General features: G+C 64.9%; 19 protein-coding genes. 9 read left to right on the top strand and 10 right to left on the bottom strand.

Annotation, left to right across the window (positions count from 1 at the left end; all coding sequences use genetic code 11):
- Window positions 1–14 precede the first annotated feature (14 nt).
- Genes CH274_RS11730 through CH274_RS11710 form a run of 5 tightly spaced genes read left to right on the top strand, consistent with a single transcriptional unit; the run spans window position 15 to window position 5,344 of the window.
- On the top strand, window positions 15–1,046 hold the full coding sequence (locus CH274_RS11730) for a sugar-binding transcriptional regulator (protein WP_094657512.1): 1,032 nt from the start codon (window positions 15–17) through the stop codon (window positions 1,044–1,046).
- Window positions 1,043–2,395, top strand: coding sequence for an ABC transporter substrate-binding protein (locus CH274_RS11725; protein ID WP_441344292.1), 1,353 nt, complete (start codon window positions 1,043–1,045; stop codon window positions 2,393–2,395). Before CH274_RS11730 ends, CH274_RS11725 begins: the two co-directional genes overlap by 4 nt.
- Window positions 2,392–3,342, top strand: coding sequence for a carbohydrate ABC transporter permease (locus CH274_RS11720; protein WP_045197339.1), 951 nt, complete (start codon window positions 2,392–2,394; stop codon window positions 3,340–3,342). Before CH274_RS11725 ends, CH274_RS11720 begins: the two co-directional genes overlap by 4 nt.
- Complete coding sequence (locus CH274_RS11715) at window positions 3,342–4,226, top strand: carbohydrate ABC transporter permease (protein WP_094630571.1); 885 nt, start codon at window positions 3,342–3,344, stop codon at window positions 4,224–4,226. The genes CH274_RS11720 and CH274_RS11715 overlap by 1 nt, the downstream gene beginning before the upstream one ends.
- An 11-nt stretch (window positions 4,227–4,237) precedes the next feature.
- Window positions 4,238–5,344: an ABC transporter ATP-binding protein gene (locus CH274_RS11710; protein ID WP_032396682.1), complete on the top strand. Its 1,107-nt coding sequence runs from the start codon at window positions 4,238–4,240 to the stop codon at window positions 5,342–5,344.
- Here CH274_RS11710 and CH274_RS11705 read toward each other — a convergent pair.
- Entirely contained in the window at window positions 5,341–5,841 is a 501-nt protein-coding gene (locus tag CH274_RS11705; protein WP_218829208.1) for a DUF3995 domain-containing protein, read from the bottom strand. The two genes, CH274_RS11710 and CH274_RS11705, sit on opposite strands and share 4 nt — an antisense overlap.
- A gap of 50 nt (window positions 5,842–5,891) precedes the next feature.
- On the opposite strand from CH274_RS11705, the gene CH274_RS11700 reads away from it, so the two are divergent.
- Complete coding sequence (locus CH274_RS11700; RefSeq protein WP_371828379.1) at window positions 5,892–7,607, top strand: AMP-binding protein; 1,716 nt, start codon at window positions 5,892–5,894, stop codon at window positions 7,605–7,607.
- A 69-nt stretch (window positions 7,608–7,676) separates the two neighbouring features.
- Here CH274_RS11700 and CH274_RS11695 read toward each other — a convergent pair whose 3' ends face one another.
- The 3 genes from CH274_RS11695 to CH274_RS11685 form a co-directional block, all read right to left on the bottom strand.
- Window positions 7,677–8,462, bottom strand: a complete 786-nt coding sequence (locus CH274_RS11695; protein WP_094646409.1) for an alpha/beta fold hydrolase — start codon at window positions 8,460–8,462, stop codon at window positions 7,677–7,679.
- Between the two features lie 95 nt (window positions 8,463–8,557).
- A complete protein-coding gene (locus CH274_RS11690; protein ID WP_094657511.1) occupies window positions 8,558–10,174 on the bottom strand; it encodes an ABC-F family ATP-binding cassette domain-containing protein in 1,617 nt (538 codons plus the stop codon).
- Between the two features lie 133 nt (window positions 10,175–10,307).
- A complete protein-coding gene (locus tag CH274_RS11685; protein WP_094646074.1) occupies window positions 10,308–10,853 on the bottom strand; it encodes a hypothetical protein in 546 nt (181 codons plus the stop codon).
- Between the two features lie 91 nt (window positions 10,854–10,944).
- Here CH274_RS11685 and CH274_RS11680 point away from each other — a divergent pair, with 91 nt between their 5' ends.
- From CH274_RS11680 to CH274_RS11670, 3 genes are all read left to right on the top strand, one after another.
- Window positions 10,945–12,774, top strand: coding sequence for a penicillin-binding transpeptidase domain-containing protein (locus tag CH274_RS11680; protein WP_094657510.1), 1,830 nt, complete (start codon window positions 10,945–10,947; stop codon window positions 12,772–12,774).
- A 95-nt stretch (window positions 12,775–12,869) separates the two neighbouring features.
- Complete coding sequence (locus CH274_RS11675) at window positions 12,870–14,531, top strand: NTF2-like N-terminal transpeptidase domain-containing protein (RefSeq protein ID WP_179275715.1); 1,662 nt, start codon at window positions 12,870–12,872, stop codon at window positions 14,529–14,531.
- 44 nt (window positions 14,532–14,575) lie between these two features.
- Window positions 14,576–15,322, top strand: a complete 747-nt coding sequence (locus tag CH274_RS11670) for a sulfite exporter TauE/SafE family protein (protein ID WP_032396677.1) — start codon at window positions 14,576–14,578, stop codon at window positions 15,320–15,322.
- Between the two features lie 75 nt (window positions 15,323–15,397).
- On the opposite strand, the gene CH274_RS11665 is transcribed toward CH274_RS11670, so the two are convergent.
- The 6 genes from CH274_RS11665 to CH274_RS11640 are packed head-to-tail and all read right to left on the bottom strand — an operon-like array spanning window position 15,398 to window position 20,054.
- Entirely contained in the window at window positions 15,398–16,714 is a 1,317-nt protein-coding gene (locus tag CH274_RS11665; protein WP_094657509.1) for an FAD-dependent oxidoreductase, read from the bottom strand.
- Complete coding sequence (locus CH274_RS11660) at window positions 16,711–17,766, bottom strand: ArsO family NAD(P)H-dependent flavin-containing monooxygenase (RefSeq protein ID WP_094657508.1); 1,056 nt, start codon at window positions 17,764–17,766, stop codon at window positions 16,711–16,713. The genes CH274_RS11665 and CH274_RS11660 overlap by 4 nt, the downstream gene beginning before the upstream one ends.
- A 5-nt stretch (window positions 17,767–17,771) precedes the next feature.
- Entirely contained in the window at window positions 17,772–18,188 is a 417-nt protein-coding gene (locus CH274_RS11655) for an arsenate-mycothiol transferase ArsC (protein ID WP_094657507.1), read from the bottom strand.
- Window positions 18,185–18,607, bottom strand: coding sequence for an arsenate reductase ArsC (locus CH274_RS11650; protein WP_094657506.1), 423 nt, complete (start codon window positions 18,605–18,607; stop codon window positions 18,185–18,187). The genes CH274_RS11655 and CH274_RS11650 overlap by 4 nt, the downstream gene beginning before the upstream one ends.
- Entirely contained in the window at window positions 18,607–19,695 is a 1,089-nt protein-coding gene (gene arsB / locus CH274_RS11645) for an ACR3 family arsenite efflux transporter (protein ID WP_094657505.1), read from the bottom strand. Before arsB ends, CH274_RS11650 begins: the two co-directional genes overlap by 1 nt.
- The gene (locus tag CH274_RS11640) at window positions 19,692–20,054 is read right to left on the bottom strand and encodes an ArsR/SmtB family transcription factor (protein WP_094630562.1); all 363 of its coding nucleotides are present in this window, start codon (window positions 20,052–20,054) and stop codon (window positions 19,692–19,694) included. Before CH274_RS11640 ends, arsB begins: the two co-directional genes overlap by 4 nt.
- Window positions 20,055–20,083 lie beyond the last annotated feature (29 nt).

Here is a 20,083-nt window from a genome sequence, read left to right as displayed (position 1 = left end):
TCAGGGAGGCGGACATGGACGGATCGACGTCCGGCACCGGGGGAGCGAAGCCTTCGCGGTCCGGAGAGGATCTACGCCTGGCTCTGCGCGCCGCAACCATGTACCACCTCGAAGGCGCGACTCAGGCCGAGATCGCCGTCAAGCTCGGCGTCTCGCGCCCGACGGCAGGCCGGCTCGTTGCACGGGCTCGCACCCAGGGTCTGGTGACGATCGAGATCAACGTTCCCGACGATCTCCAGGGCACCGTCCACGCCGAACTCGAACGGGAACTCGAGGCGCAGTTCGGATTGACCGAGGTGCTCGTCGTATCGGACGTCATCGACGGCACCGATGCCGGCTACGGGTCCCTGGGTCGAGCGGCGGCGACGTTGCTCTCGCGTCGCCTCAAGGATCAGGACGTTCTCGGCTTCACCTGGGGACCCGAGACGGTGGCGGTTGCGAGCTCGTTGAAGACGCGATCCACCAAATGTGCTGCGGTGGTGCAACTCGACGGTTCCATCACCTCGGCCGACTACCAGACCGGCGTCGAATACACGCTCGGGCGGTGTGCTGCGTACCTGCAGGCGACACCCATCAGGCTCAATGCGCCGCTGTACGCAGATCAGGCGACGGTTGTTGCGTTGGAGCAGGATTCGGTGATCTCACGCGCCCTCAAGGCCGGGACCGATGCCGATGTGATGATGTACGGCATCGGTCCCGTTTCCACGTCCACCACGTTGTTCGAGGGCAGCTTCATCGACCTCGAGGTGCTCGACGAACTGCGTCGACTCGGTGCGGTCGGTGAGATCGGCGGCCGGTTCTACGACGCCGACGGCAACGACACCGGAGGATCGCTTCCCGGCCGAACCGTCTCGGTGGGACTCGACGCCATCAGGGCCTGCGATCGGGCTGTGCTCGTCACCGGCGGACAGCGCAAACACGAAGCGTTGCTCGGTGCTCTGCGGGGTGGCCTGGCCTCGATCCTGGTCACCGATATCGAAAGTGCACGTTGGCTCGTTGCGCAAGCTCCAGCAACGGCGACCTCCAATGGAAAGGTATTTCAGTGAGGGTATTACCGAAAGTGGTTGTCGCGGGCTCGCTCGCGACGACCTTGGTTCTGTCCGGATGTGCCGGTGCCGGCTCGTTCGGTGGTGACGGTGACGGTACGACGATCACCGTTGCGATCGTCTCGAATTCGCAGATGTCCGACGCCATCTCGCTTGCTCCGGAGTTCGAGGCGGAAAACCCTGGCATCAACCTGAAGTTCGTGTCGCTGTCGGAGAACGAGGCCCGTGCCAAGATCACGGCCTCGGTCGCGACCGGTGGCGGCGAGTTCGACGTGGTGATGATCAGCAACTTCGAGACCCCGCAGTGGGCCGAGAACGGTTGGCTGACCAACCTTTCCGAGTACGCGGACGCCACGCCGGGGTACGACGAGGACGACTTCATCCCGACGTTGAAGGAGTCGCTGTCGTACGAGGGCAGCATGTACTCCGTGCCGTTCTACGGTGAGTCGTCGTTCCTGATGTACCGCAAGGATCTCATGGAGGCCGCAGGCATCACGATGCCGGAGGAGCCGACGTGGCAGCAGGTGGCCGATGCCGCCGCGGCACTCGACAGCCCCGGCCTCTCCGGAATCTGCCTGCGCGGCAAGCCCGGTTGGGGTGAGGTGCTCGCGCCGCTCAACACCGTCATCAACGCGTTCGGCGGCCGCTGGTACGACGAGAACTGGAACGCTCAGTTGAACAGTCCCGAGGTACGAGAAGCCGTGCAGTTCTACGTCGACACCGTGCGTGAGCACGGTCAGGCCGGCGCGGCCACCAGTGGCTTCAGCGAGTGCGGAACGCAACTCTCGCAGGGCAACACCGCAATGTGGTACGACGCCACCTCGGCCGTCTCGGTACTCGAGGACCCGTCGTCGAGCAATGTCGTCGGGCAGATCGGTTACGCCAAGGCCCCGTCGGCGGCCAAGGGCGACAACGGTTGGTTGTACTCCTGGGCCCTCGGAATCCCCAAGACCAGCGAGGCTCCCGACGACGCGTGGAAGTTCGTCTCGTGGATGACCAGCAAGGAGTACCTGAACAAGGTCGGTAACGAACTCGGTTGGGAGCGGGTGCCTCCCGGTAGTCGCCTGTCGACCTACGAGATTCCCGAGTACGCGGAGGCATCGGCGGCCTACGGTCAGCTGACCCTCGACTCCATCGACAGTGCCGACCCGAACAACCCCACCGTGGATCCGGTTCCGTACACCGGAGTCCAATTCCTGACCATTCCGGAGTTCCAGGACCTCGGTACCCGGGTCAGTCAACAGATCAGTGCCGCAGTCGCCGGGCAGATCAGTGTCGACGACGCTCTCGATCAAGCGCAGCAATACGCCGAAGTGGTCGGCAGGACCTACCAGGAGGACCAGGGATGACCACCACCGAAGAACGGACGGCTCCGGCCGGACCGGAGAAGTTCGTACCGAGACCGAGGACGATCTCCAAGGCCGAGGGGTGGCGTCGGCGCGGACCGCTGTTGCCCGCCTTGGTGTTCGCCATCATCGTCACCCAGATTCCGTTCCTGTTCACGCTGTACTACTCGACGCAGTCCTGGAACCTCGTTCGTCCCGGTTCGCGTGAGTTCAACGGTCTGAACAACTACATCGACGTCTTCCGCGACAGTCAGTTCCGCGAGGTCGCGATGAACACCGTGATCATGATCGTCGGAACGGTGATCATCTCGGTGGTGCTCGGTCTGGCCCTGGCGTTGCTGCTCGATCGAAAGTTCATCGGGCGCAGCCTCATTCGCACGCTGCTGATCACCCCGTTCCTCGTCACCCCGGTCGCCGGTGCGCTGATCTGGAAGACGACGATGTTCGATCCCGTCTTCGGTCTGATCAATTTCGCGCTGAGCCCGTTCGGGGTCGGCGAGATCGACTGGGTCTCGCGGTTCCCGCTGGCCGCGGTCATGACGAACCTGGTGTGGCAGTGGACGCCGTTCATGATGCTGCTCATCCTCGCCGGGCTGCAGTCCATGCCCAAGGACATCGCCGAGGCCGCACGCGTCGACGGGGCGGGCCCGTTCAAACTCTTCCGCGAGTTGACGTTGCCGCACCTGCGCCGGTTCATCGAACTGGGCACGGTTCTCGGTGCCATCTACCTCGTCAACACCTTCGACGCCGTCTACATGATGACCTCCGGTGGACCGGGAGTCGCGTCGGCCAACCTGCCGTTCTACATCTACCAACGGGCCTTCCTCGGATTCGACATCGGTCAGGCCGCGGCCATGGGTGTCGTCACCGTGGTGGCGACCATCATCCTCAGCACTCTGGCGCTGAGACTGATCTTCAAGAGCTTCAGCGCAAACGAGGAGGCGGCGTGATGAGCACGGCAACCACGAGCAAGAACAAGGCCGTCACACAGACCTCCGACGGCCAGGAGATCCGCAAGAAGAGCAAGTGGGGCCCGGGCACGGTCTGGTCGTTCGTCGCCTGGGTGGCCGGCATCGCCTTCTTCTTCCCGGTGCTCTGGATGGTCATCACCGGCTTCAAGCAGGAGGCCGACGCCTACTCCAACCCGCCGAAGCTGATCTTCACCCCCACCCTCGATCAGTACCGAGGTGTCCTCGAGAGCGGCATCGGCACCACCCTGCTGAACTCGGCGTTCGCGACGATCGTGTCGACGATTCTGGTTCTGCTGCTGGGTGTTCCAGCGGCGTTTGCGCTGTCGCTGCGGCCGGTCAAGAAGACCCAGGACGTGCTGTTCTTCTTCATCTCCACCAAGATGCTGCCCGTCGTGGCCGTCATCGTTCCGCTGTACGTCATCGTCGGTGACATCGGCATGCTCGACAACATCTGGGCCCTGGTGGTCCTCTACACCGCGATGAATCTTCCGATCGCCGTATGGATGATGCGTTCGTTCTTCATGGAGGTGCCGGCCGAACTGCTCGAGGCCGCCAGCATGGACGGTGCGTCGCTGTGGACCTCGGTACGCGAGGTGATCCTGCCGCTCGTCTCTCCCGGTATCGCGGCGACGTCGTTGATCTGCGTGATCTTCTCGTGGAACGAGTTCTTCTTCGCCGTCAACCTCACTGCCGTTCAGGCTCAGACGATTCCGGTGTACCTCGTCGGATTCATCACCGGCCAGGGCCTGTACTGGGCCCAGCTGTCCGCCGCTGCGACGTTCGCAGCACTCCCCGTCGTCCTTGCCGGATGGTTCGCGCAGAACAAGCTCGTGCGCGGTCTGTCCTTCGGCGCCATCAAATAGGAGAAAGTCTCATGGCTGCAATCAAGTACAAGAAGGCATCCTGCGTCTACGAAGGTGCCGATTCGCTCGCCGTCGATTCCCTCGACCTCGAGATCGAGGACGGCGAGTTCGTCGTCCTGGTCGGACCGTCCGGCTCCGGCAAGTCCACCGCCCTGCGCATGCTCGCCGGTCTCGAAGAGATCGACGGTGGCGCAATCGAAATCGGCGGCAAGAACATGGTGGGCGTTCCGTCCAAGGACCGCGACATCGCCATGGTCTTCCAGAACTACGCGCTCTACCCCAACAAGACCGTCGGGGAGAACATGGGCTTCGCGCTCAAGATGCGCGGAGTGAGCCTCGAGAAGCGTCAGGCACGCGTCGCGGAAGCGGCCCGTCTGCTCGATCTCACCGAGTACCTCGACCGCAAGCCCGGCAAGCTCTCGGGCGGCCAGCGTCAGCGAGTTGCCATGGGCCGCGCAATCGTTCGCGAACCGCAGGTGTTCTGCATGGACGAGCCGCTGTCCAACCTCGACGCCAAGCTACGGGTGCAGACGCGTACGCAGATCGCGGCGCTGCAGCGCAGACTCGGCACCACGACGGTCTACGTCACCCACGATCAGGTCGAGGCCATGACGATGGGCGATCGCGTCGCCGTCCTGCGCGGCGGCAAACTGCAGCAGTTCGCCTCTCCCACAGACCTGTACGACAACCCCGTCAACGCGTTCGTCGCAGGATTCATCGGCTCCCCGGCGATGAACCTGATGACGGTACCCATCGGCTCGGGCGGCGTGCAGATCGGCAAGTTCCTGCTCCCGCTCGAGCGCGACGAACTGACCAAGCTCGCGAGCCTGGGAATCGACGAGGTCACCATCGGAATGCGGCCCGAGAATCTCGGCATCGTGCACGGTGGCGGTGAAGGATTCGAAGGAAAGGTCGATCTCATCGAGGAGTTGGGCAGCGAGTCCTACGTCTACGCACACCTCGACGACCCGAAGGTCAAGGGGCTCGACGGGGGACCGGTGTCGTTGGTGGCGCGTTCGGCAGTACGTGCCCCGGCGAGGATCGGCGAGAGCATCGGCCTGACACGCCTCGACGGTGCGATCCACCTCTTCCACCCCGAGACGGGGGAGCGCATCTAACGCGGCTGGTACGCGGTCTTTCGCGCGAGGATCAGTGCCGTCAGAAGCGCGGCACCCCAGAGCAGGAAGATGCCGTCGAAGAACAAGTGCCCGTACTTGACACTTCGATTCTCGTCCGATGCGATCAAGCCGATCACCGCGCCGACGAACGACGCCCCGCCCCAGAGGATCAGCAGCACCGAGCCGGGCCAGGAGATGCCGAGGATCAACGACGGCATCCTGGTCCGGTTCTGTGCTGCCAGGCGCGGCCGGTTCATGTACGCCAGGGCCGGAAGAATCGCCGCGCCGAGTTCGACCAGCGCGAGCACCAGCAGTGCCGTTCGCGCTGTTGCCGGGTCGCTGTCGACCCACTCCGTGGCGAAGGCACCGACGGTATCGAGCATCCACCGTCCACCTGCGGCCCAATAGCCGGAAAATGCTGCGCGGACTGTCCCCAGTGCACCTGCGATCGCGAAGTATCCGATGGCCACGGTGGTCGAGGCCAGCCGAGTTGCCACCCCCGTTCAGGGGTAGCGAGCAATTGTTCATCTCACCTACCGTGACGGTGATGGGCATCACACGCGCAGGAGGAAACATGGCCGAATCGGCATACACGGCATTCAGGAACGCTCGCGATCTACTGCTCGACGCCTACGGCGAGTACGACCGCGCCGTTGACACTTTCGAGTGGCCGTCGTTCGGTGAGACGTTCAACTGGGCGATCGATTGGTTCGACGCGATCGCACGAGGCAACGACGGCACCGCGCTGTGGATAGTCGAGGAGGACGGCAGCGAGGCCAAGTACAGCTTCGACGACATCGCTCGTCGCTCCGACCAGGTTGCTCGGTGGCTCGAACAGCAGGGAATCGGCCGCGGTGACTCGGTGATCCTGATGCTCGGCAATCAGGTGGAGTTGTGGGAAGCGATGCTCGCGGTCATGAAGTTGGGCGCTGTGTTGATGCCGACCACCACGGCCATCGGATCCTCCGACCTGACCGACCGCGTGGTACGCGGCAATGCGCGAGCAGTGATCGTGAACCCCTCGGACACCGGCAAATTCGACGACGTCCCCGGCGACTACCTGCGTATCGCCACCTCCGCCTCCGACGGTTGGGTCGACTATTCCGGGGCCCGTGATGTCGAAGCTCGATCGTTCGAGTCGGTGACCGCTCCCACCGACCGACTGCTGATGTACTTCACCTCCGGCACCACCAGCAAGCCCAAACTCGTCGAGCACACTCAGATCTCCTATCCCGTAGGGCATCTGAGCACCATGTACTTCCTCGGGCTGCGCCCGGGAGATGTGCACCTGAACATCAGCTCCCCGGGGTGGGCCAAGCACGCGTGGAGTTGCTTCTTCGCCCCGTGGATCGCCGAGGCGACCATCTTCATCTACAACTACGGCAAGTTCGACGCGAAAGCACTGCTCGAGCAGATCCGGCGCGCCGAGGTGACGACGTTCTGCGCACCACCGACCGTGTGGCGCATGCTGATTCAGGCCGATCTCGCCGGCGGCGGCGGCTCGCTCCGCGAGGCGATCGGAGCCGGTGAACCGCTCAATCCCGAGGTGATCTCGCGGGTCCAGCAGGAGTGGGGCCTGAGTATCCGCGACGGGTTCGGGCAGACGGAAACCACTGCACTGGTGGCCAACACGCCTGGTGCGGTACTCAAGTCCGGCTCCATGGGTAGGCCGTTGCCGGGCGTCCCGGTGGTGATCGTCGACCCCACCACCGGCGAACTCGCCGACGAGGGCGAGATCTGCCTCGACCTGGCCCAGCACCCGTTCAACCTGATGACCGGCTACCTCGGTGACCCCGAACGCAATGCCGCCGTCATGGCCGACGGTTACTACCACACCGGCGACGTCGCATCACGGGACTCCGAGGGGTACATCACCTACGTCGGCCGCACCGATGACGTGTTCAAGGCCTCGGATTACAAGATCTCCCCGTTCGAGCTCGAAAGCGTACTCATCGAACACCCCGCCGTTGCCGAGGCAGCAGTGGTGCCCGCCCCCGACGAGACGCGACTGGCCGTTCCCAAGGCATACGTGGCATTGGCGTCGGGCTGGGAACCCAACGAGGACACCGCATTCGAGATCTTGAAATACGCACGCGAGCACCTGGCTCCGTTCCTGCGCGTGCGTCGCATCGAATTCTTCGAGCTACCGAAAACGATCTCCGGCAAGATCCGCCGTGTGGAATTGCGCGCTCGTGAGGATGCGGCCGTGGGTCCGCTGGAGACCGAGTGGCGCGACGACCAGTTTCCTGCGCTGAAGAGGTGATGTGACTGTCCACAATTTGCCTGCGGGAGACGGGATCCCGATTCTCGAGGCGAATTGTGGACGCTCAGGTCACCTGCCCCAGAACCGTTCGAGGACGCCGAGCACTTCTGCGGAGGCCGCCATCGTCGTCGCATGATCGAATCCGCGGATGACATGCAATTCGGAGTTCGGTACCAACGCTGCGGCAGCGCGCGTGTCGTCGAGCCGGGTGCCGTCCTGCGAGCCGACGTAGAACAGCGACGGCTGGGTGAAGTGCTGCAGCGTCTCGTCCGGTAGTCCGGGATCGGCGTCATTGGCTCGGATGTACGCGGCCATTGCCTGAGCGTCGTTGGCGGAGAACACCGCTCGCGTACCGGGATCGATCGGGAACATGCGGTGGTTGTTCCACGCCTCGAGGAACCCGTCCATGCCACTGTGCTCCAACACATCCGCGCATCCCGGGAAGAACAGGCGATCGAACGCTCCGGCCTGAGCGCCGTGACTACCGCCGCCCACGGCCAGTGATCGCACTCGTTCGGGCCTCGCCGCGGTCAACGCCAAGCCCGCCCGGGCCCCGAACGAATAGCCGAGATAGTCGACGGTGTCGACACCCACTGCGTCGAGCACCGCAGTCAGATCGCCGACGATGATGCTCATCGCATACGCGTCGGGAGTATGGGGCTTGTCGCTGCGGCCGTGCCCGCGACTGTCGATCAGAATCAACTGCCGACTGCCGCGCAGCGCCTTCACATACCCGAACGTCCGCCAGATCGTGTGCGTCAGAAAACTGCCGTGCACCATCAACAGTGGTGGGCCTGACCCCACCACCGTGTACGCAATCCGTGTCCCATCGTCTGCATTCGAGGCGTACTCCACCCCGCGATTCTTGCCCACTGCGCCTGTGGGTCGCTCCGCAGGCTCCACTCCGGTCCACTCAACGTGACATTGACCCCCGAAAAGGCCACTGAACGTCACATTGACTCCTCACGGGTGGGCGCTTCTCGGGTGGGCGCTTCTTCGGGTGACTCGACGGTCGGGGTGAGGTCGATGGTGCGGGTCGGGCCGATGGCGTCGAGGAACGGTCGGTCGTGGCTTGCGACGATCAGTGCACCTTCGAATGTCTCGAGTGCGTCGATGAGGTGTTGTCGGCTGGTGATGTCGAGGTTGTTGGTGGGCTCGTCGAGCATCAGTAGTTTCGGAGCGGGCTCTGCCAGCAGAATTCGTGCCAGTGCGGCGCGCAGTCGCTCTCCTCCGGAGAGGGTCGCGACGACGGCGTCGGCGTCGGATCCGCGGAACAGGAAGCGCGCGAGTTGGCCTCGGATTCGTTCGGCGGTGGCCTGTGGCGCGACGTCTGCGACGTTGTCGGCGACGGTGCGAGTCTCGTCGAAGATGTCGAGTCGCTGCGGTAGGTACTTCCACGGAACCTCGGCTCCGGTGGCGTCCAGAGCCCGTAGCAGTGTGGTCTTGCCGCTGCCGTTCGGCCCGACCAGAGCGATGCGTTCGGGACCGACGACAGTGAGCTCGTCGTGGGTCAGAACGACCTGTCCGGGATGGACTTTCGTTGCCGGGAGGTCGACGCGTATCTCGCGGTCGTCGCGCACGAGGTCCTCGGCGGCCGAGAGCGACGATCTGGCGTCGTCGACGCGATCGGTGTGGGTACCGCGTAGCTTTCCGGCCGATTCCTGTGCGGCGCGTTTTCGCGCACCCATGATGATCTTGGGTTCGCGCTTCTGCTCTTCCATCTTCTTGCCGTACCGCAGACGGCGGTCGAGTTTGATTCGGGTGTCGATCAATTCGCGTTCCTGCTTGCGGACGTCGTTCTTCGCGTCGCGGACCGTTGCCCGCGCCGCCTCCTGTTCGGCGTCGATCACCGAGCGATAGTGCCGGTAGTTGCCGCCGAACATGCGCAGCCGCGAGACTCCACTGCGCTCTGCCCGCACCTCGGCGATGGAGTCGACGCGTTCGAGCAGTTCGAGGTCGTGAGTGCACACGATCAGCACACCCGAATACCCGTCGACCGCTGTGTACAACCGTTGTCGCGCAACCCGATCGAGGTTGTTGGTCGGTTCGTCCAGCAGTAGTACGTCGGGCTCGGCCAGTAGCTCCGCGGTGAGAGTGAGCAGCGTGGCCTCGCCGCCCGACAGGGTGCCGATTCGGCGATCCAGGTCGTGGAGGGACTCGACGACGCTGCCGAGGCCGAGCTTGTCCAGCAACGCCAGAGCGCGTTCCTCGATGTCCCAGGCCGACCCGACGACTGCGAAGTCTTCCTCGTCGGCGGAACCGGATTCGATGCGATGCAATGCTTCTCGCACCGAATCGATGGCCAGTACCCGATCCACGGGTAGATCGGGGTCCAGTGTGATGTCCTGTCGCAGGTAGCCCAAGACGCCCGGCATCGTGATGGAACCTCGTTGCGGTACCAATTCCCCGGCGAGCAACCTCAGTAAGGTCGACTTCCCCGCGCCGTTGGAACCGACGAGACCTGTTGTGCCGCTGGTAAAGATGGCCGACAAGGCGTCGAACACGGGGTCGCCGTCGGGCCAGGAGAACGTCAGGTTCGAGACAGAAAGGGAGGATGAATGAGGCATGGGCGCTCCAAAGGTGTGCATGCGGACGATCTGCAGGCGTCTAGAACCTTTGGAAGAGCAATGGCCTCTCCGAATCTGTGGGCAACAGGGCAGGACCCACGCTAACCCCGAACCCCGCGAGCGCGCAATCGAATTAGATCGTCGGGCCCTTCTTGCGCAGATCGTCGACCGTCTCCATGGCGCCGCGGAGCTCGTCCAACCACTCCTGGGTGTGTTCTCCGACCAGCTTGACGGCCCACGCGAGGGCGTCCGCGCGGGAGCGAGCGACGCCGGCGTCGACGAGGGTGTCCAGGACGCGACGCTCGGGCTGACGCAGGCGGGTCATGACCGGTACCGCGAGGTGGGTGAACAGGACCACGTCGGATCCGGTCCTCACACCCCAGGCGACCTTGCGTCCGTATCGCTTCTCGGCCTCGGCGGCGATCTGCATGCGGTCGCCGCGGGTCGTTTCTCGGAACCGTGCGATGCGACCCTCGTTGGTGGCCGGTGAAGTGTCCGGCTCTGCAGGCAATGTTCCGACGACGACGATCTCCTCTCGGTCGACCTCGACCGAGGCGGCACCGTCGAACCAGGTGTCCGGGAGTCGGCCACCGAACCAGTCGGCGGCGTCGGTGGCGTCCGGAATGTCTGCGTGCTGCCAGCCGCCGGGGCGGCCGAACGAGCGTCCGTTGGGTTTCATGAGGACTCCTTCGGTTGTGTTGTAAGACTGATTACATAATTACACCTCCTTTCGAGATCGTGCCACCAGTGTTTCGCGTACGCACTGGGGCATGATCGACCCCGTGCGCACTTCGAGAAGACCCACGACTCTGGCCGCGATCGTGTCCGTACTGGCATTGGTGCTCGCCGCCTGCGGTCAGAGTGGGCCCGATCAGCCGCAGACTGTCGCCGAGCAGTTCGCCGCCGCGGTCAACAGTGCGAACATCGACCAAGCGGCTGCGTTGACCACCGATCCGGCCGGCGCGACGGCAGCCCTCACCGAGCTGTACGACGGGCTTTCGGCAGGCGGAACGGTGACGGCAACTCCCGATTTCGAGGCCACCGACGCCAACGCCGATACCGGCACGTTCACGTTGAATGCCGGTTGGCGCTTCTCGACGACCACCGACGGCACCGCCGAACCCGACGGCGAGCCGAAGGAATGGAACTACACGACCTCGGCGACCGCGGCGGAGACCGAGCAGGGCTGGAAGATCACCTGGGACCCAGCGATGTTGGTGCCGGGCCTGACGGCCGACTCGTCGGTGCGCTTCACACCGACCGACGCGCTCGTCGCGCCGCGCATCTTCGACGGCAACGGCGTCGAGCTGATGTCGCAGCAGGTGGTCACCCTGGTCAACGTCGATGCTACGGCCGATCCCGTGGCTGTCGCGAACCTCGTCGGATCCGTCGTCCCGGGTATCACCGCCGAGTACGTCACCTCGACTGTGGCTGCAGCGCAGGGTAATTCGGCCACCATCGTGTTGCTTCGTCAGGCGGACATCGACCCCATCGGTGCTCAGCTCGCGACCGTCCCCGGAGTCACCCTGGCCCCGCAGACGCGGTTGCTCGCCACCGACCGCAACCTCGTGTCGCCGGTCCTCAACGACCTCACGACGCTGTGGGAGCAGGAGCAGGCGGCCAATCGTGGATGGGCTGTACAGGCTGTTGCAGCGGACGGCACCGTCACTCCGCTGGCGGGACGCGATGCCGGAACCGGCGACGATATTGCGACCACCCTGGATTCGGCACTGCAACTCAAAGCAGAGAATGCCCTTGCTTCGCTGCCGCAGCAGGCGGCCATTGTCGCGCTTCGGCCGTCGACGGGGGCGGTTCTGGCAGTGGCGCAGAATGCCGCCGCCGATGCCGAGGGCCCGATCGCGCTGACCGGCCTGTACCCGCCGGGGTCGACGTTCAAGACGGTGACCACCTCGGCTGCACTGCAGTCCGGTGCCGTCACCCCCGATACCGTGCTGCCGTGCCCGGCGACGGAGAACATCGAAGGCAGGCAGATCCCGAACGACGACAACTTCGATCTCGGCGACGTGCCGCTCCACACCGCCTTCGCCAAGTCCTGCAACACGACGATGGGCCGCCTCGGTGTGGCACTCCCGCCGAACGGACTGACCGACGCGGCCGCGCAGTACGGCCTCGGCGTCGACTACGTCACCCCCGGTCTGACGACCGTCACCGGCTCGGTCCCGTCGGCCGACACCCCGGCGCAGCGCGTGGAGTCCGCCATCGGTCAGGGACAGGTGACCGCGTCGCCGTTCGGAATGGCGCTGGTCGCGTCGTCGATCGCGAACAACGGATTGCTGCCGCCGACGGTCGTCGTCGGAGAGCCGGGCGTGGGCAACATGCAGCCGGCAGCGGTGAACCCGCAGGTCACCGAGCAGATCAAGACCATGATGCGCGAGACGATCACCGGCGGCACAGCGACGGCTCTCAATGACATCCCCGGGTTGCTCGGCAAGACCGGCACCGCGGAGTTCGGTGCCAACAACGAAGGCGCCCACGGTTGGTTCGTCGGGATCTCGGGCGATCTCGCGTTCGCGGTGTTCGTGAACGACGCGGGCAGTTCGGGCCCGGCCATCGAGGCTGCGGGTCGTTTTCTGCGGTGAATCGGCTGCGGCCGAGTCTCAATCGTGACCGGCTCGTATGAATCCCGTGCTTGTTACTCGTGTGACTACAGTGAATATTGTGACTCATGAGTTCTATGAGTCGTGCCCGTCGTGGCCCGCGCAAGGTCCGCGGTCGCTACCTCGTCGCCGTTGCAGCATCGGCGACGTTGACGGTCTCGGCAGTGTTCTGGATGGTCGATCGCCCGCCGAGCGAGGCCGAGGTGCTGGTCTCGAAGTTCGTCGACGCCCTGGACAACCGCGATGTCGCGGCCGCTGCCGCGATGACGACCTACCCGAACGCCGCGACGGCCGCGCTGAACCAGATGTTCGACGGCTTGTCGGCCGGTGGCACGTCCACCGGTGACTTCGACCTGACCCAGTACATGGACCTCTCGGACGAGAGTGGATTCTTCACCCTGGCGTCCGCCTGGAACTTCGGTGAGGGCAAGGACTGGAAGTACAGCGCACAGGGCTCGACCAAGAAGCTCAGCGTGGGTTGGCGCATCGCGTGGGATCCGGCCACCCTCGTCCCCGACCTCACCTCGGGCGGATCGGTCCGCTACACCCGGACCGACGCCGCCCCGCCGCTGATCTTCGACGCCGCGAACAACGTGCTGATGAGCGAGCGCACCATCAACGCCATCTCCCTCGACCCGGCGCAGATGAGCGATCCGGCCACGTCCACGGCGCAACTAGCGGATGTCATCGACGTCGTCGCCCCGCTCATCACCTCCGAATCGATGCTGGCCGAACTGATTTCGGCCGGCGGCGCACCGATCACCGCCGTGACCTTGCGTGACGACGACTTCGCCGTCCTCGAAGACGACCTGCGCGCCGTGCCGGGCGTCGTGGTCTCGCCGCAACCCAAACTGATCGTCGACGATCGTCGGATCACCTCTCCCGTGCTGGATTCGCTGCGCGCCGCATGGCAGGAAGGACGCGACGCCACCGCAGGCTGGGCCGTCGACACCTACACCGTCGACGGAACGGGCGAACGCCGCGTCGGATTCCAAGGACCGGGCGGGCCGGACCTGCACGCGACACTCGATCCGCGCATCCAGTTGGCAGCCGAGAATGCGGTCGTCATGGCGGGATCGTCGGCGTCGATCGTCGCCGTGTCCACCTCGACCGGCGCGATTCTCGCTGCGGCACAGAACAGTTACGCCACCGAGCAGGGCGACGTGGTGTTCGGGGGCTCCTACCCGGCAGGAACCGCGTCTGAGCTCGTGCGGGCCGTGCAGTCCGATCGCGGCGACGACAGTGCCGAAGACGCAGCTGCCGGCTTGGGACTCGGTATCAACTACTCGATGCCGGGACTCGACGCCCACACAGGATCTCCCGCCGCCAGCCGCAGTGCGATCGACGGCATCAGGACCGTGTCCACTGCCTCCGGTGACGAGGCGACCGTGACTCCGTTCGGACTCGCGCAGATGGCAGCCGCGATCTCTCGGGGCAGCGCTCCGACTCCGACGATCGTCGCGGGGCAGACCGCAGTCGCCGATCGAGAGTCCAAGGCAATGGGGTCGGATGCGGTAAACCGGTTGCGCGGCATACTCGCCGACTCGTCGAGCAGTAGCGGTCTCGACACGTTCGACGGTGTGCAGGGATTCGCCGGGGACAGTGGCGACGACCGCTTCGTCCTCGCCACCAGTGGTGACGTCGCATTCGCGGTGTACATCGAGGACGCGGACGGTGGAGACCAGGCAGTGCGGATGACGAGCCGGTTGCTGCAGGAGATGGCGAACCCCGTCGAATGAGCCTGAGGTTCAGGCCAGATAGTTAGGCGCGGTAGTTTCATTCGGTGACTGTGCTCGATTTCGGACTTCTGGTGGTGGCCGGGTTCTTCGCCGGGCTCATCGGGTTCGTCACCGGGCTCGCATCGCTCGTGTCCTACCCTGCTCTGCTCGCAGTGGGTTTGCCTGCGGTATCGGCGAACGTGACGAACACTGTTGCGTTGGTCGCGGCCGGTGTCGGAGCGACGGTGAGCTCCTCGGCCGAGCTGGCCAAGGACGGTAAGCAGTTGGTTCGCTACGCGATCTACTCGGCGCTGGGCGGCACCACGGGTGCGATTCTGCTGCTCAACACGCCGGACGGTTCGTTCGAGGTGGTCGTGCCGTTCCTGGTCGCCATGGCAGCCATCGCGCTACTGCTGCAGCCGAGTATCCGAAAGCTGTCCGGAGGCAGGCAGTTTCCGACGCTCTATCCGCTGGCGCTGTTCGCGGTCGCGATCTACGGGGGCTACTTCGGGGCCGGGGCCGGGGTCATCTTCCTCGCGCTGGCATTGATCTGCACGGCGGATACGTTCTGGCGCGCAAGCGTTCTGAAGAGCTTCTTCCTCGGTATCGCGAACCTGATTGCCGCAATCATCTTTTCGTTCTCCGGTCAGGTGAACTGGTGGGCTGCGCTCGCGCTGGCGATCGGTTGCTTCGCCGGCGGTGCCTGCGGGCCACCGACGGTCAAGGTGATCTCGCCGATCATTCTGCGTATTGCGGTCGGGATTCTGGGGCTCGGTCTCGCCGGGTGGCTGGGGTATCAGGCCTTCGGCTGAAGCCGTAGGTGAGCTGACCGTCCACAATTCCGGCCGGGCGGTGCGATCCCGCTTCCGAAGCGAAACAGTGGACAGTCAGGTCAGTTGTGCCTCGGCTTCTCGGGGCACGCTGCAGCAACCGCCGGTCGACGGGGCGTCGGGCTCGTCGAACAGGCCCGCGCCGCCGCAGACTCCGGTGTCGGGAAGCGTCAGCTCCACTTTCCGCGCGCCCTCGTGGTCACCCGCGAGTTCGGCTGCGATGCTGCGGACCTGCTCGTATCCGGTCATCGCCAGGAATGTCGGTGCACGGCCGTAGCTCTTCATGCCCACCAGATACAGGCCCGGCTCGGGCTGGGTGAGTTCCTCGACGCCGTGCGGTGACACCGATCCACACGAATGCAGGTTCGGATCCACCAACTCGGCGACGAACTTCGGTGCCTGCAGGGTGGGGTCGAGGTCGAGACGAACCTCGGACAGCCAGGACAGATCCGGGCGGAACCCGGTCAGAGCGACGACGCGGTCGACGTTCTCGATGCGCGATCCGGTGTCACCGATCAGAGCGAGCCGATCACCCTCCACTGCAACCGTTTCGGTGCGGAAGCCTGAGACCACGGTGAGGAATCCGTCGTCGACCGCCTTCTTGGCGCGCTGACCGAGAGCGCCGCGAGCGGCCAGTTCGTCCGCGTCCCCGCCGCCGAAGACCTCCGCGGTCACGCCTCGACGCACGGCCCAGGTGAGCGTCGTACCGGGCTCTTCCGCGGCGAGTTCGGCGAAGGTGATGATCGCGGTCAGCGCGGAATGGCCGCTGCCGGCGATGACGATGTGCTTGCCTGCGAACGTGGATCGAGTGGCCGGGTCGGTCAGATCGGGGACCCGGTAGTCGATTCTGTCGGCGGAGAACTTCTCGCCGATGGCCGCAAGCCCCTCGCTACCCAGTGGATTCGGTGATCCCCAGGTGCCCGACGCATCGACGACCGCGCGGGCGAGAACGCGTTCCTCGCTGCCGTCGGAATGCCGGATGTGCACCGACAGCGGCTCGGTGTCGCGGCCGGCGTCGACGACGCGGTCGCGGCCGCGGCGGGCTACGCCGACCACCTCGGAGTCGACCCGGACGGCATCGCCGAGAACGGCGGCCAGGGGCGCGAGGTACTGCTCCACCCATTCGCGTCCGGTGGCGTAGGTGTCGCCGTCCGGCGCGGTCCAGCCGGTGGATTCGAGCAGCCGGACGGCCGCGGGGTCGACGACCTCGGACCACGGGGAGAACAGTCGAACGTGATTCCACTCGGACACTGCCGATCCGGCAAACTTTCCGCGTTCGAGAACGACTACCCGGGAACCGGTTTCGGTCAGATGCGCCGCGGCGGCGAGACCGATGGGCCCTGCGCCGACCACCACTACGGGGTACGTGTTCATGACTGATCCACCTTTCTGCTGTTGACGATGGTGTCCACGGCTGCACGCGCTGTGCGGCCGACACCGATGAGCGTTGCCGACGCCGGGCCGGTCCAGTCGCCGTAGCCGAGAAGAATCAGGCTCGGTTCACCTCGAACATGGTTGCTGTCCAACACGATTCCCGACCCGTCGGCGTGCAGGTGCAGTGGCCGCAGGTGATGCAGAGCAGGGCGGAACCCGGTGCACCAGACGATCGCATCCAGCCGCTCTGTGGTGTGCCCGTCGGTGACACCGTCGGAGGTGAGCGCGGTGAACATCGGCCTGGCATGCAGAACTCCACGATCGCGAGCCTCTCGCACCGGCGGGACCATCACGATGTCTCCCTGACCGGCGACCCCGCCGGAATCCGCTGCGCCCTCGGCAAGAGCGCGAGCTCGATCGCTGGCGACATCGAACAACACTCGGCCGTCCACATCGTCGGGGAGAAACCTCGGCTCGCGGTTGGTGAACCACGTGGTGTCGGCGACAGTGGAGATCTCGGCCAGAATCTGCGCAGCCGAGTTCCCTCCACCGACGATGCCCACGCGCTTGCCTGCGAAGGAATCGGGCACGCGGTAGTCAGCGGCATGCAGCTGGGTCCCGCCGAACTCGCGCATGCCCGGGTAGCTCGGCCAGAACGGTCGTGACCACGTCCCGGTGGCATTGACGATCGTTGTGGCGCAGAAGGAGTCACCGTCGGTATCGACTCGATAGTCGTCGGTCGTACGATGCACCGACTTCACCTCGACGGGCCTGCGCACCGGCAACTCGTACTTCTTCTCGTATGCCCGCAGGTAGTCCACGACGTGCGATGCCGGAGGGAACCCGCTCGTCCACCGAGGCATCGGCCAACCGGGGAGTCGCGAGTACTCGGCAGGCGAGAACAGGTGCAGCGACGGCCAGTAGTCCTGCCAGGACCCTCCGGCATGCGTCTGGTCGTCGAGGATGACGAAGTCGAGCCCGGCTCGTCGCAGGTAGTAGCCGGCGGCCAGTCCTGCCTGACCGCCGCCGATCACCACCACGTCGTACTTCATTCGAGTCAAGCGTCGGTGCCGCGCATGCGAGATGCGAGTTCCTCGACGCGAGCGGCAATGTCGTCACGGACAATACGCATGCGTTCGATGCCGTCGATACCGCGCTCGGACGGCTCGTCGGTGTTCCAGTTCTCGAACGTCGGTCCGTCCACTGGTTCCACGTGTGCCTCGCTGCCGAGGGTGACGACATAGTTCATACGGGCGAGCAGATCGGGATCGATCGGCTTGGGCGCTTCGCCCGACAAGTCGACGCCGACTTCGAGGAGAGACTCGGCCGACAGCGCGTTGACGGCGCCACCCGGTTTCGTGCCGGCCGAGTGCACCTCCACCGAATCGCCCGCCGCCTTGCGCATCAGACCGGCGGCCATCTGAGACTTGCCGCCGTTCTTGACGCAGACGAACAGCACGCTCGGTGTCGTCATGACGCTGATTTCTGTTTCGCTGGAACCAGTTCGGCGATCAGGTCTTCGATGCGGCTCCTGATCTCGTCGCGAATCGGCCGGACCGCGTCGAGGCCTTTGCCTGCCGGGTCGGCCAGTGCCCAATCGCGGTAGCTCACTCCGGGGAACACCGGGCACGCGTCACCGCAGCCCATGGTGATGACGACGTCGGATGTCTCGACGGCCTCGGGGGTCAGAATTTTCGGGGACTGGGACGAGATGTCGATGCCGACTTCGGCCATGGCCTCGACCGCTGCGGAGTTGACGGTGTCCGCGGGAGCGCTTCCGGCGGAACGCACTTCGACGGCGTCGCCGGCGAGATGAGTCAGAAATCCGGCGGCCATCTGAGATCGGCCGGCGTTGTGAACACAGACGAACAGAACGCTGGGGGTGGCGGACATCAGAATTCCTTCGGGGACGTGGTCGTGGACACGGCGGGGGAGAAGCGTTTGCGCAGTGCGAGCGAGACGTAGACGAGGCCGACCAGCACTGGTACCTCGATGAGTGGTCCGACGACTCCGGCGAGGGCTTGCCCGGATGTCGCCCCGTAGGTCGCGATGGCGACGGCGATCGCCAGCTCGAAGTTGTTGCCTGCTGCGGTGAACGCGAGGGTGGTCGTGCGTTCGTAGCCCAGACCCATCGCGGCACCGAGGGCATATCCGCCGCCCCACATCACCGCGAAGTACACGAGCAGTGGCAGCGCGATACGCACCACGTCGAACGGCTGTGACGTGATCTGATCACCCTGCAGCGCAAAGAGAACGACGATGGTGAACAGCAGGCCGTAGAGCGCCCACGGGGCGATCCTGGGGATGAACTTCTCCTCGTACCATTCGCGGCCCTTGGCACGTTCGCCGAAGAAGCGAGACGCGAATCCCGCCATCAACGGGATTCCGAGGAAGATGAGGACCGACTTGGCGATCTGCCACGGCGACGCCTCGATGGTCGTCTGGTCCAGGCCCAGCCAGCCGGGCAGAATCGAGAGGTAGAACCATCCGAGGACCGCGAACATGAACACCTGGAACACCGAGTTGATCGCGACCAGAACCGCGGCGGCTTCTCGGTCGCCGCAGGCGAGGTCGTTCCAGATGATGACCATCGCGATGCATCGAGCGAGGCCGACGATGATCAGGCCGGTTCGGTACTCGGGCAGATCGGGGAGGAAAAGCCATGCGAGAGCGAACATCAGGGCCGGACCGAGGACCCAGTTGAGCACCAACGAGCCGATCAGCAGGCGCTTGTCTCCGGTGACGGTATCGAGGCGGTCGTAGCGAACCTTGGCCAGCACCGGGTACATCATGATCAGCAGTCCGATGGCAATCGGAAGTGACACTCCGTCGATGGAGATGGCCGACAGCGTGTCGTTCAGCCCGGGGATCATGCGTCCCAGGAGCAGACCCACGACCATGGCCACGCCGATCCACACGGGCAGGAACCGGTCGAGGGTGGAGAGCTTGCCGACCACGGCAGTATCGGTTTTCGTACTCATGCCATGACCTCCGTGGACTCTGCAGCGTTCAGCACGGCGGAAAGTTGCTGCAGCGCAGCGGGAATCACCGAGTAGTAGACCCAGGTGCCGCGGCGTTCGCAGTCGAGCAGCCCGGCTTCGCGCAACACCTTGAGGTGGTGCGAGATGGTGGGTTGGGAGAGGTCGAATGCGGGGGAGATGTCGCAGACACATGCTTCGCCGCCTGCATGGCTGGCGACGAGGCTGAGCAGGCGAAGCCGCACGGGATCTCCCAGTGCTTTGAACATGCGGGCGAGATCTCCTGCCCAGTCCGCGGTGAGGGGCTCACGGATAAGCGGCGAGCAGCATTCGCCGTCGACGGGACGGTCTTGATTCGACATCCGTCTATATTGACGTCTACCGAATCAGG

Origin of the sequence: Rhodococcus sp. 06-418-5 (assembly GCF_002258285.1) — a bacterium.
Classification (GTDB): domain Bacteria; phylum Actinomycetota; class Actinomycetes; order Mycobacteriales; family Mycobacteriaceae; genus Rhodococcoides.
Note: the sequence above shows the minus strand (reverse complement) of the source record. Positions and strands in the feature narration are given on the sequence as shown.

Coding starts and splice junctions, on each gene's coding strand:
- CH274_RS11730 (WP_094657512.1), top strand. CDS start 15: ATGGACGGATCGACGTCCGGCACCGGGGGAGCGAAGCCTTCGCGGTCC.
- CH274_RS11720 (WP_045197339.1), top strand. CDS start 2,392: ATGACCACCACCGAAGAACGGACGGCTCCGGCCGGACCGGAGAAGTTC.
- CH274_RS11715 (WP_094630571.1), top strand. CDS start 3,342: ATGAGCACGGCAACCACGAGCAAGAACAAGGCCGTCACACAGACCTCC.
- CH274_RS11710 (WP_032396682.1), top strand. CDS start 4,238: ATGGCTGCAATCAAGTACAAGAAGGCATCCTGCGTCTACGAAGGTGCC.
- CH274_RS11700 (WP_371828379.1), top strand. CDS start 5,892: ATGGGCATCACACGCGCAGGAGGAAACATGGCCGAATCGGCATACACG.
- CH274_RS11690 (WP_094657511.1), bottom strand. CDS start 10,174: ATGCCTCATTCATCCTCCCTTTCTGTCTCGAACCTGACGTTCTCCTGG.
- CH274_RS11685 (WP_094646074.1), bottom strand. CDS start 10,853: ATGAAACCCAACGGACGCTCGTTCGGCCGCCCCGGCGGCTGGCAGCAC.
- CH274_RS11680 (WP_094657510.1), top strand. CDS start 10,945: ATGATCGACCCCGTGCGCACTTCGAGAAGACCCACGACTCTGGCCGCG.
- CH274_RS11675 (WP_179275715.1), top strand. CDS start 12,870: ATGAGTCGTGCCCGTCGTGGCCCGCGCAAGGTCCGCGGTCGCTACCTC.
- CH274_RS11665 (WP_094657509.1), bottom strand. CDS start 16,714: ATGAACACGTACCCCGTAGTGGTGGTCGGCGCAGGGCCCATCGGTCTC.
- CH274_RS11660 (WP_094657508.1), bottom strand. CDS start 17,766: ATGAAGTACGACGTGGTGGTGATCGGCGGCGGTCAGGCAGGACTGGCC.
- CH274_RS11655 (WP_094657507.1), bottom strand. CDS start 18,188: ATGACGACACCGAGCGTGCTGTTCGTCTGCGTCAAGAACGGCGGCAAG.
- CH274_RS11650 (WP_094657506.1), bottom strand. CDS start 18,607: ATGTCCGCCACCCCCAGCGTTCTGTTCGTCTGTGTTCACAACGCCGGC.
- arsB (WP_094657505.1), bottom strand. CDS start 19,695: ATGAGTACGAAAACCGATACTGCCGTGGTCGGCAAGCTCTCCACCCTC.
- CH274_RS11640 (WP_094630562.1), bottom strand. CDS start 20,054: ATGTCGAATCAAGACCGTCCCGTCGACGGCGAATGCTGCTCGCCGCTT.